Annotated in this window: 10 protein-coding genes and 1 pseudogene; 2 read left to right on the top strand and 9 right to left on the bottom strand. The window is 33.6% G+C overall.

All coding sequences use genetic code 11. The features are described 5' to 3' along the window. Nucleotides 1-119 precede the first annotated feature (119 nt). Both V7014_RS15160 and psiE read left to right on the top strand, forming a co-directional pair. Nucleotides 120-449: pseudogene (locus V7014_RS15160) on the top strand (Tn3 family transposase); the annotation flags it as partial. A 172-nt stretch (nt 450-621) separates the two neighbouring features. Further along, a complete protein-coding gene (gene psiE, locus V7014_RS15165; RefSeq protein ID WP_335508272.1) occupies nt 622-1,059 on the top strand; it encodes a phosphate-starvation-inducible protein PsiE in 438 nt (145 codons plus the stop codon). A 39-nt stretch (nt 1,060-1,098) separates the two neighbouring features. Here psiE and tatC read toward each other — a convergent pair whose 3' ends face one another. The 9 genes from tatC to V7014_RS15210 form a co-directional block, all read right to left on the bottom strand. Further along, the gene (gene tatC, locus V7014_RS15170) at nt 1,099-1,839 is read right to left on the bottom strand and encodes a twin-arginine translocase subunit TatC (protein ID WP_335508273.1); all 741 of its coding nucleotides are present in this window, start codon (nt 1,837-1,839) and stop codon (nt 1,099-1,101) included. 95 nt (nt 1,840-1,934) lie between these two features. Continuing rightward, a complete protein-coding gene (locus V7014_RS15175; RefSeq protein ID WP_335508274.1) occupies nt 1,935-2,132 on the bottom strand; it encodes a twin-arginine translocase TatA/TatE family subunit in 198 nt (65 codons plus the stop codon). 16 nt (nt 2,133-2,148) lie between these two features. Beyond that, nucleotides 2,149-3,792, bottom strand: coding sequence for a PhoX family protein (locus V7014_RS15180; RefSeq protein WP_335508275.1), 1,644 nt, complete (start codon nt 3,790-3,792; stop codon nt 2,149-2,151). 221 nt (nt 3,793-4,013) lie between these two features. Continuing rightward, nucleotides 4,014-4,670: a 5,6-dimethylbenzimidazole synthase gene (bluB, locus tag V7014_RS15185; protein WP_335508276.1), complete on the bottom strand. Its 657-nt coding sequence runs from the start codon at nt 4,668-4,670 to the stop codon at nt 4,014-4,016. Nucleotides 4,671-4,704: 34 nt separating this feature from the next. After that, nucleotides 4,705-5,340 (bottom strand): NAD(P)-dependent oxidoreductase, encoded by a 636-nt coding sequence (locus tag V7014_RS15190; protein ID WP_335508277.1) that lies wholly within the window; start codon nt 5,338-5,340, stop codon nt 4,705-4,707. Nucleotides 5,341-5,490: 150 nt separating this feature from the next. Next, the gene (locus V7014_RS15195; protein ID WP_335508278.1) at nt 5,491-6,147 is read right to left on the bottom strand and encodes a GAP family protein; all 657 of its coding nucleotides are present in this window, start codon (nt 6,145-6,147) and stop codon (nt 5,491-5,493) included. Then, nucleotides 6,144-6,908, bottom strand: a complete 765-nt coding sequence (locus V7014_RS15200) for a MerR family transcriptional regulator (RefSeq protein ID WP_335508279.1) — start codon at nt 6,906-6,908, stop codon at nt 6,144-6,146. The genes V7014_RS15195 and V7014_RS15200 overlap by 4 nt, the downstream gene beginning before the upstream one ends. Nucleotides 6,909-7,013: 105 nt before the next feature. Next, complete coding sequence (shc, locus tag V7014_RS15205; protein WP_438824922.1) at nt 7,014-8,933, bottom strand: squalene--hopene cyclase; 1,920 nt, start codon at nt 8,931-8,933, stop codon at nt 7,014-7,016. Between the two features lie 62 nt (nt 8,934-8,995). Next, nucleotides 8,996-10,021, bottom strand: coding sequence for an AI-2E family transporter (locus V7014_RS15210; protein WP_335508280.1), 1,026 nt, complete (start codon nt 10,019-10,021; stop codon nt 8,996-8,998). Between the last annotated feature and the right edge of the window lie 87 nt (nt 10,022-10,108).

The raw sequence follows: 10,108 nt of genomic DNA on the forward strand, positions 1-10,108 counted from the left end.
TAGCTTCAGTATAACCCTGGAAACAAGTTATTGTACGCATTTTGGAATGTAACAGCAAGATAACGAAATTACAATGACGAGTTGTTATGTAATCATACGTAGTCAGATTCACACGATTGAAGGGTGAGGCTACAAATGCCTTAGCCAGAGCCATATTTTTTGGGAAGAGTGGAGAGTTTAGAGAGCGAGCCCTTCAAGATCAATTGCAGCGAGTCAGTGCACTTAATATTATAATTAATGCTATTAGCGTATGGAATACGGTCTATATGGAAAAAGCCGTAGAAGAACTAAAACGTAAGGGTGAATTTCGAGAGGGTTTAATGCCGTATATATGGCCTTTAGGTTGGGAACACATCAATTTCTTAGGAGAATATAAGTTTGAGGGATTGCATTCAACAAGTTTACATTCCTTACGTCCTTTAAATAATAAAGAGCCAAATTACTCTTAACGGGTTAAAATTTGGCTCTTTTCTTATCCAAATTTGCTTAGCGTGGTTTTTTTCTAAAATGCTGGCGGTACCCCTTCTTTAAAAAAAATTAATAAAACGTTAACGTTCATTAAAATAATCCTCGTTATAATATAATATTATTAATAGTTTTAAATACGGAGAGGAGCTTTCGATGACTCAATATGTAAAAAATAATAAATCCAAATTAAAAATTGCAACGATTCTTCAGTATGCGTTAAATGTTGCGTTGATATTACTTGCTTTTTCACTATGTGTGCTACTATGTAAAGAACTCTTTCATTTTATCCGTTACGCTTTTTTAAATGAAGGATTTGAGAATCAATATGTATTATTTGAAAGAATTTTAGTTTTCTTTTTATACTTTGAGTTCATTGCTATGATTGTGAAGTATTTCCAAGAGAATTATCATTTTCCGCTGCGTTATTTTCTATACATTGGTATTACAGCGTTAATTCGGTTAGTGATCGTAGACCATGATAATGCCATGAGTACTCTATTACATACTCTAGCTATTCTAGTGCTTATCATTAGTTACTTTATATTCAACGCTGCTACATTAAGAAAGCAAAAAAATAATAGTAAAATATAAAAGTCAGCGATTTCTCGCTGACTTTTTGTATTAACGATATTAATTAGCTATTTCTAAATTCATTGCATCTTCTTTCATTTGTTTCTTCTTATAAACAATCTTTGATAAACTAACACTACTTTCATAAAGTAGAATCAATGGAACAATAACGATTACATCCGATATGAGATCCGGTGGTGTTATGAAAACGGAAATCACAATTAATAAGAAATAAGCATACTTTCTAACCTTCTGTAGTCTATAAGGATTTAAAATTCCTAAACTTGTTAAAAACATAATAACTACAGGAAGTTCAAACAATACACCAAAAGGTAGTGTCATTTGCAATAAAAAGCGAAAATACTTCTCTGTCGTAAAAAATGTATTAAACATGTCATCAGATAGTGTCATAAGAAATGATAGTACAAGTGGCATCAATACAAGATAACCAAATAATATACCAGCAATAAACAAGAAAAACAACGCTGGAATATATGCTAATGCGATTTTTTGTTCCTTTTTTGTAAGTGCTGGTTTTACAAATAACCATAACTGATGAGAAGCGAAAGGAATCGTTGCAGCAATCGACGCAACACCAGAGAGCAATACATACACGTAAAGTATATCACTAGGACCGAGAACAGCTAATTTAACAGTTAGATCTTTCACTAGAAATTGATATATTTCTTCAACAAATATAAACGACACACAAAATAATAGTAGAAATACTACTAGTGTATAAATAATACGCTTTCTCATTTCACTGAAATGTTCAATAGTGTTCATGCTACGTTCATTCATAATATCACCCTTATTTACTAATTAACTTTTGAATAGAAGCGACGAAGACACTCTGAAAAAAGAAGATGTAAGATAATCCTTACATCTTCTTTCTATTAGACTAACTTCTTCTTTTGATCCACATGTTCTTCTTTATGTTCTTCATCTGATACGAGATCACGTGTAGACTTTTTGAACTCTTTTAATGTTGAACCAAAAGCTTTACCGATTTCTGGTAATTTAGATGGTCCAAAAATGATTAAAGCGATAACAAGTACTAAAATTAATCCTGGAATACCGATATTTGATATCATATGATATAAGCTCCCTTTAGTATTTAAATCCTCTAACGGCTACAACAGAAGGCCTTGGTTGAGTATCACCTTTACGATGAGGCCACATGCTAGTAGGTTTATTGATATCTTTCGTTTCTTCACCCGGATGCTGTACAGCTAGGAACAATGTAGTTTCATCTTCTGTAAATGAAGGACCTGTTATCTCCGCTTCTACTGGTGCTGAAGCAAATTGAAAAGCTTCGCCTGCATTTTTTCCTATGGTTGGAATGACAAACACACCATTATTTTGGAATGTTTTAAATACGCCTTTGTTTACAGATGAAGAAGAAATATCTGTAACCGTCCAAAGATTTCCTTCACTATCAAAGGTTAAATTGTCAGGTGCACTAAATCCGCTTTGGCGTCCACCACATGCAAAGATTTCAAAATCAAATGTAAGTGAACCTAAGTCATCGCCATCTTCAATAAAGCGAGTAATATGACCATGAATATTTCCATGATTCGAATTGTTTGTATGAGCAATAAACACCGTTTTATCAAACGGGCTAATTTCGACATCTTCAGGACGATCCGTTGGAGTTGCCCCTAGGAGAATTGCTGCCTCAGATGCATAAACTAATAAATCTGCTTGTGTTTGGAACTTCTCCAATAGTTCTTTATCATCTTTAGCTGCTTCTTTCACAGCATCGATTGTCAAAGCTACCCACGTTCCTTTAGATAAATTCGCAGCGTATAATGTACCTTCTTCTAATAGTTTGCTATTTTGACGACCTAAAGATTTTACATATTTATCTTTTGAAATAAACTTGTAGACACATGCGTCACGTTTATCGTCTCCCATGTATACGACAAGTCGATTATCATTTGATAAGCCCATTGCCGAGTTTTCATGATGGAAGCGACCAAGAGCTGTGTGCTTTCTAGGTGCGTAATTCGCATCGAAAGGATCAACTTCTACAATCCAGCCATAGTGATTCTCATTTAGTCCTGCTGGTCCAGCAGTATCTTCGTAGTTCTCCTCAGCTGATAATACAGTATTCCACAAAGTTTTTCCTCCAGAGCAGTTAGCAAATGTTCCTTGTACTACATTTACATTGCCAACAGCTTTACTACCTCTAGCTGCACCTGTTAACTCAAACGGTGTTAAACCTGTAATTCTACGAGCATATTTAGAAGTTGGATCTAACTTCCAAACGCCTTTTGAATCGCGGTACACTTCAATAATGGATCCACCTTGGTTATATAACATTTTTTCTATTTGAGGTTTTGAATATTTGCCATTTTGATCTGGTTTACCAGTCACCCATAAATCACTTACATATTCATGATTAACCCATAGCAGACCTCTACTTGAACCATTTATTGGAAAGTACATCGTGAAATCATTATTATAACCAAATGTATCACCTTTTTGATTAATAACATCTCCAAATGCTGCTACAACATCATACTCATAACCTTTTGGTAAAACTAAATCGTCTTTAGTTGATGGCTGAATCGGTGTGAATTTGAGTCCCGATACCTTTTTATTAAATCCAAATAAATGATTAGCCGCTTCAGATCCTTTTGCTTCAGCTTTTGGAGCTAAAGCACCCAATCCTGTTGATGCGACTGTAAGAGCAGTAACTCCTGTTCCAACATACGTTAAAAACTTTCGACGATTTAATTCATTAGTCATTCATTTGCACCTCTTCATTAATAATGTGTTTATGTAACTACAATGAATATTACACGTATTTTATTAAGAAAATTCGGCAATTTAGTTAACCTTACGTAAAATAGATTAATAATATGTAAATAAAATTAAAAAAGTGCAGTGATACTGGAGCAAAGATTTTACAATCTACTAACTCTCAATATCATGCACTTTCGTTATGGTAAATAATCCTATTCTATTATCTACTTCTTATTTGAATCCCACTTCTCTTCAAAAATCAATTTCTCTAATTGTTGACGTTTTTCCCAATTATGAATTTCTAACAACGGTCGATCTGGATAATCATTGGTGTATCCAATAGAAATAAGAGCAACTGGATCTATATGATATGGAATATTTAAAATGGTCCTTACATCCGGTTTTTTATAGAAACTGACCCATCCCATCGCTAATCCTTCTGCATAAGCGGAAAGCCACATGTTTTGGATCGCGCAACTTACTGACATCAAATCCGTTTCTGGTATAGAATTTCTTCCTAAAACGTGATCACCCGCACTAAAAGAATTACACGTTACACAAATTGTTATTGGCGCTTCTAAAATACCCGCAATCTTTAAATCAAGAAATTTCAGCTCTCGATCCGTATCTTCATAATGAATAGCTAATGCTCTACGTTCTTTATCCACAATTTGTGCAAGTTGCTTCTTTGTTTCCTCACTTCTGACAATAACAAAGTTCCAAGGCTGCATGAAGCCTACAGAAGGAGCACTATGGGCAGCTTCAAGAATGTTATATAATTTCTCTTCAGGTATAGGTGTATTGATAAAAGTTCGAATATCACGTCTGTTATAGATCGCTTTATAAACACCATTTCTTTCTTCTTCATTTAATAAATTCATAATATTCACTCCATTTAGATTGTAGTTTTCCAAATTAGTTTGCGATGAAAGGTGTTTTACGTATAAAATGATCATCATATATTTGTTGAATGAGAAAACTTGCAATATCATAGTTTGATATGATGCTTCCTGGTATATCGGATACGTTTACTTTTACTAGACCGTTCTTTCGACTATTTATTACTAAAGGTAAACGAAACACTGTCCATTCAACATCACTTTTCCTAATAATATTTAGTTCAATTTCACGATCTTCTATAAATGCAGGATAGAAGCTAGCAAATGCTTTTTCAACTATTCTATTCTTAATACTTTTCTTATCACCTGACACATGTAAGGAAGCTCCAGTAACCCCTATGTATCTTTTTAATTGTAGCTCTTTCATAATACTAATCACATTGCGAGTTATTTTACTATATAGTGGTTTATTCTTAACTGGCTGACCGAATGTATTAATTACAAACTGACATTCTTGCAATAAATGCCTTAAATCATCTTTATTCTCTGCATTACCTTCAATAATTGTAATTCTTTCATCGCTAAATACTATTTTATCACGATTTCTTACAAGCATACGAACGTGTAAGTTGTTATCAAGTGCTTTCTTAACAATATGTTTACCAACTTTCCCTGTTCCACCAATGAGAGCTATTGTATTACGTTGATTCATCTAAATACCCCACTAAGCTTAGGTTCTATCACTGATTATCAAGTTTATAAATTACGAATATTCAGCTAGTTATATAGTAGCATAAAGTGAGTAGGATGAAAAACTTTTACAATTAATGAAAAAGATAGAAAAATTAGTATAAACATTTGACTAACCGATTTCCCCACCATTTGCAAGCATGAATAGTCCAACAAAGAACATTACCCATGACAAAGCCGAACTTGTATTTTTATCAAATAAGTTCTGCAAATTCATTAATGGTTTGTTCATAAAATGACGGAATAAAATATGCAAACTAAGTAAAATAAGTGCAGGTGTAATCATCATTATATTGTAACCTATTAGTATTGGAAACCATTCATAGAATGGCAGCTTATTGCTTGTCAAAATACCGATTGCTGCAAAATATGGTAATGCAGTTGCTACTTCAATTAGAGATGTCGTTAACCCTAGAGCAACCATTGCACCCACTTTAAACGTTTTTGGTTTAGGCGGGCCTGTTGCTTTTTTCTTCGGTACAAACCAGCTACCAACCAACAAAATTGCCCCAACGATTGTCATGAACGTTTTAGCCGTATTACTTCTAAATACATCAGCAATCCTATCAAAAAACACGTCTAATCCAAGCATTAAAAAAACGCCAACACTGAAGTAAAACAAGGCAACAGTAACTAAGTATGTGATAATTAGTCGAGTTTTTTGACCTTTCGCTACTAGTAATACATAAACCGTTACACCAATCACTGCTGGACTAAACATGTCTAATAGTCCTAATACGCCAATTAAGATAAGCAATTCAGTACTCATACATCATGGACACCTTTCTGCTCAATTTGATTGGTTTCATAGATCTTATAAGCTTGCTCCAAAAAGTGTAAGAAATCTTCATCTAAAGGATACAGTCCAACTTGTTCTGATTGTTGTGGAGATTTACGTATTTCCCACATTTTCTCAAGAAATGAATCATTGTCTTGATAATCGTCAGCTGTTTTCTCCATCATTCTCTTAATGATACGCTGTACAGAATCTGAATCTGCACCATAAATCATCTGTTGTTTCAACTGTCCTAATAAACCTAGCCACTCTAAAGAACTTGGGTCATTACGCTCTAAGCTAGGAAGACTTCTTACTAAATCTAGTTCATCATCAGCAAATACTCCCTTTCGAAAAGCTTTTTTCTTATCATGATCTCTGTTAGAAAGCGAAATCATCATTTGAATTAAATCTTCATTCAGTTCACCTTCTATAGAAAATACATTTTTCAAACTGCGAATTGCGCTCTCCATTTGCTTCAATTTCTCTTGCTCCTCTAAAACAAATACTAGTTGATGATCTAGACTTGCCGACCAATCCCAATTGTGATTCAACATACTTTGTATTTCTTTCAATCGAAAACCTAAAGATTTCATAAATACTATTTGCTGTAATTTCATTAATTCTTCTTCACCATATTGTCTGTGCCCACCTTCTGTCTTACTTGATGGAAACAATAAACCAATTTCTTCGTAATAACGTAATGTGCGAACAGAAATACCAGTCTGTTTCGATACATCTTGAATGGCAATCACATATATTACCTCCTTTCTTTACCAACATTATATAAAATGACGTTACGTAAGTTTCAAGTATTTTTTAAAAGAAAATTTCAAACAACAAATTACAAGAAAAAACACTCATTCTGAGTGTTTTCCATCAGTTATACATAACATTTTTTGATAATGTCCAAGTGCCAGTAAAGGAAATATATGATTATAACTTTCATAAGTAATATAATATCCACCTGGCAAACCAAGTCCAGTTGGGTATGATAAACTTTCTTCGCTTTGCTGATGACTATTAAGTAAAAATTGAACGGCCAATTTGACGGAAGAAGAATCCACATTTCTTACTGTTAATAAGGCATCAAGAGCCCATGCTGTTTGGGAAGGTGTACTAAATGATAAAGGCACATACTTTTCTTTCTCTGTACTTGAGCACGACTCACCCCAACCACCGTCCTCTCGTTGAATGGATTCTAACCATTTAGCTGCCTTCATTAATGCAGGGTGGTTTTTCTCCATGCCAACTCCTCGTAAACCGGTTATAGCAGCCCATGTTCCATAAATATAGCAAACACCCCATTTACCATACCAACTCCCATCTAATCGTTGAGTCTTCAATAACCAATCGACCGCCTTTTGGACATTACTATTTTTTTGTTTAAGGTTAGCATAGTTTCCTAGAAACTCGAGAACTCGGCCTGTTAAATCGCCTGTTGAATCATCAATGAGTGCATCTTTGGCATTTTCAAGAGGTAAATGTGCTAAAAGAGGTTGATAAGCATTTTTTTCAAAAGCGCCCCAACCACCATCTTTATTTTGCATGGCGATTAAATATGCTAATCCTTTTTCCCACGATGTTTTGACATGTTGATTTTTTTTACTTTGTCTTGTTAATGCGCGCAAAGCTGCTGAAGTGTCATCATTGTCTGGAATAAATGAATTTGTATCGGAAAATCCCCAACCACCAGCGGAGGCATATGGTGCATTTACTGACCAATCTCCACGTGTAAATTGCTGCTTTTTTAACAAATATTGATTTGCTTTAATAATCAATGGATGATTTGATGACATACCAGCTTCTTGCAAGGAATAAGACAGCAAAGCAGTATCCCAAACCGTTGAGGGAGAATTTTGAACATGCCACCCATTTTTAGACTTTGTTTTATAACTTAATATTCCATCCACTGCTTTCTTAATAATCGGTGATTTCTCATCATATCCAAGAGCTAGTAACGCGTAAACCATATAAAATGTAGATGAGGCATAGCTATAAAGCGTCCCGTTCTTCTCAATGCGATCTAACATGAATTTTTCGGCTACTTTATATCCTGCTTTATGCAAGTGAAGAGGTGTAAGCGCAATTTGTTTTATTTCTTTAATAAAAAATTCTCCCCACGAATCACGATCTTCTCTAAACCAAGAAGCTGACGGTTCTTTATCAAAAAAACTTGTATCAACACGATGTATGTTTGCAAATCGTTTATTCATACAAATTATCATTGGAGTCAAATGAATTCTTGCATAATTACTGCAATGATACATACTAAACGGAAAGGATGGTGGCAGAAGATAGTATGTCATTGGGAAATAAAAATAGCTAGGATATGGATATAAACCATTTACTGCGAGCATCATTTTAGTCATAAAATGTGCTTTAGATAAACCACCATTATGACTTATAAACATTTCTGCCCTTTTCATTTCCTCATCTTCCCTTGAGTATCTACCAGAGAGTAAGAGTGCAGCATATGCTTGAATAGTAGCGGAAATATTTCCTTTCTTTTCATCACTATATATTTTCCAGGATCCGTTTTCGTTTTGTAAACGTACGATACTTGTAACTAACTCTTGAATCGTTTGTTCTGAAGGGATTTTTAACGTTTTAAGAAGCATAATCATGAAGCAATCAGTTAATAGTGGTCCTTTGAAAATCATCCTCCATGAACCATCATTTGCTTGCATTTGTTCTAACTTTCTCATTCGAGATTGAATATTATTTTTTACTAAGTCCAGTGTAATAAGACCTCCCCCATTTCTTAAATGGTATACAATATATGTATTCACCTATTATCAGAATAGGAGAAAAAAAGAAGTGAGGATTTGGTCCTCACTTCTTACTTTTCTTTAAGTATTTTATTTTCTTCTGGAATTTCTAACATATCTATCATAAATATAAAGATTGGAATACCGATAATTAATCCCCAAACGCCAAAGAAATGTTCAGCGAATAGTAAGACCGCTAATGTGAAAAAAGTGGGTAAATTAGTCTTTACAGACATAAATTTCGGATTAAGAATATACGCTTCCAGAGCATGTAAGATCATGATCATAACAACAACCAATATAATCATTGTTACGCCACCGACATTATAAGCAATCATACAAAGTGGAATTAACGATATGATGACACCTGCTACTGGAATTAGACCTAGGAAAAAGATCATAATACCAAGTCCAATCAATTGTGGAAAACCTAATAGCCAAAGCATAAGTGTTGACAATATAGCATTTGTCGAAGCAATTAAAAATTGCACTTCAATTACTTTACCGAACGAATTAATAAATTTCTTACCAAAATGCTCAATGTTAATGAAAAATTGACTAAAATTCCCTTTTTTAAATCTTGACGTGAATGAAATAATTTTATCCTTTTCCAAAAGAAGAAATAGGCTTAATACAATCGCTAAAAGTACTTGAACAAGCAAGGTTCCAATTCCGGATGCGTATAAATAGATTTTATTAATATTACTTTCAATGTTTAAAGGAAGACTATTTGCCGTGTCAATTAGAAACTTTATTAACTCATCATCAGGAGGATGTTTAAAGAAATGTACGATTTGGGTAATTAATTCTTTAATTTGAATGGTAATCACAGGTAAATAGTTATACACTACAAGCCCAAAGGCTGAAAGTATCACAAAATATAAGATTACAAGTATTAATTTTGGATTTAAAATTATAAATCTATCCAAATTTTTGGATATAAACTGTTGCAACCTCCGCATCAAAAAGGCAAATATGAAGGTAAATAGCAGTAAATTAATTAAATTTCCAATGCTATAAAGAAATAAAATCAAGACTAATATCGTTATTATTCTTGAAAATGTTTTGGTGCGAAAAAACGCTGTGAATTCTGACATGAAACGCATCATTCCCCTTTTTTTATCAAATTAATCGAAAAGTATAGACATTCTATTGTCGATATTATCCATGATTTCTTCTATTTA

This window comes from Bacillus sp. JJ722, from assembly GCF_036963345.1.
Classification (GTDB): domain Bacteria; phylum Bacillota; class Bacilli; order Bacillales; family DSM-1321; genus Bacillus_AD.

What these genes read in the sequence shown, in the direction of transcription:
- psiE (WP_335508272.1), top strand. Translation starts at nt 622, where the DNA reads ATGACTCAATATGTAAAAAATAATAAATCCAAATTAAAAATTGCAACG.
- tatC (WP_335508273.1), bottom strand. Translation starts at nt 1,839, where the DNA reads ATGAATGAACGTAGCATGAACACTATTGAACATTTCAGTGAAATGAGA.
- V7014_RS15175 (WP_335508274.1), bottom strand. Translation starts at nt 2,132, where the DNA reads ATGATATCAAATATCGGTATTCCAGGATTAATTTTAGTACTTGTTATC.
- V7014_RS15180 (WP_335508275.1), bottom strand. Translation starts at nt 3,792, where the DNA reads ATGACTAATGAATTAAATCGTCGAAAGTTTTTAACGTATGTTGGAACA.
- bluB (WP_335508276.1), bottom strand. Translation starts at nt 4,670, where the DNA reads ATGAATTTATTAAATGAAGAAGAAAGAAATGGTGTTTATAAAGCGATC.
- V7014_RS15190 (WP_335508277.1), bottom strand. Translation starts at nt 5,340, where the DNA reads ATGAATCAACGTAATACAATAGCTCTCATTGGTGGAACAGGGAAAGTT.
- V7014_RS15195 (WP_335508278.1), bottom strand. Translation starts at nt 6,147, where the DNA reads ATGAGTACTGAATTGCTTATCTTAATTGGCGTATTAGGACTATTAGAC.
- V7014_RS15210 (WP_335508280.1), bottom strand. Translation starts at nt 10,021, where the DNA reads ATGTCAGAATTCACAGCGTTTTTTCGCACCAAAACATTTTCAAGAATA.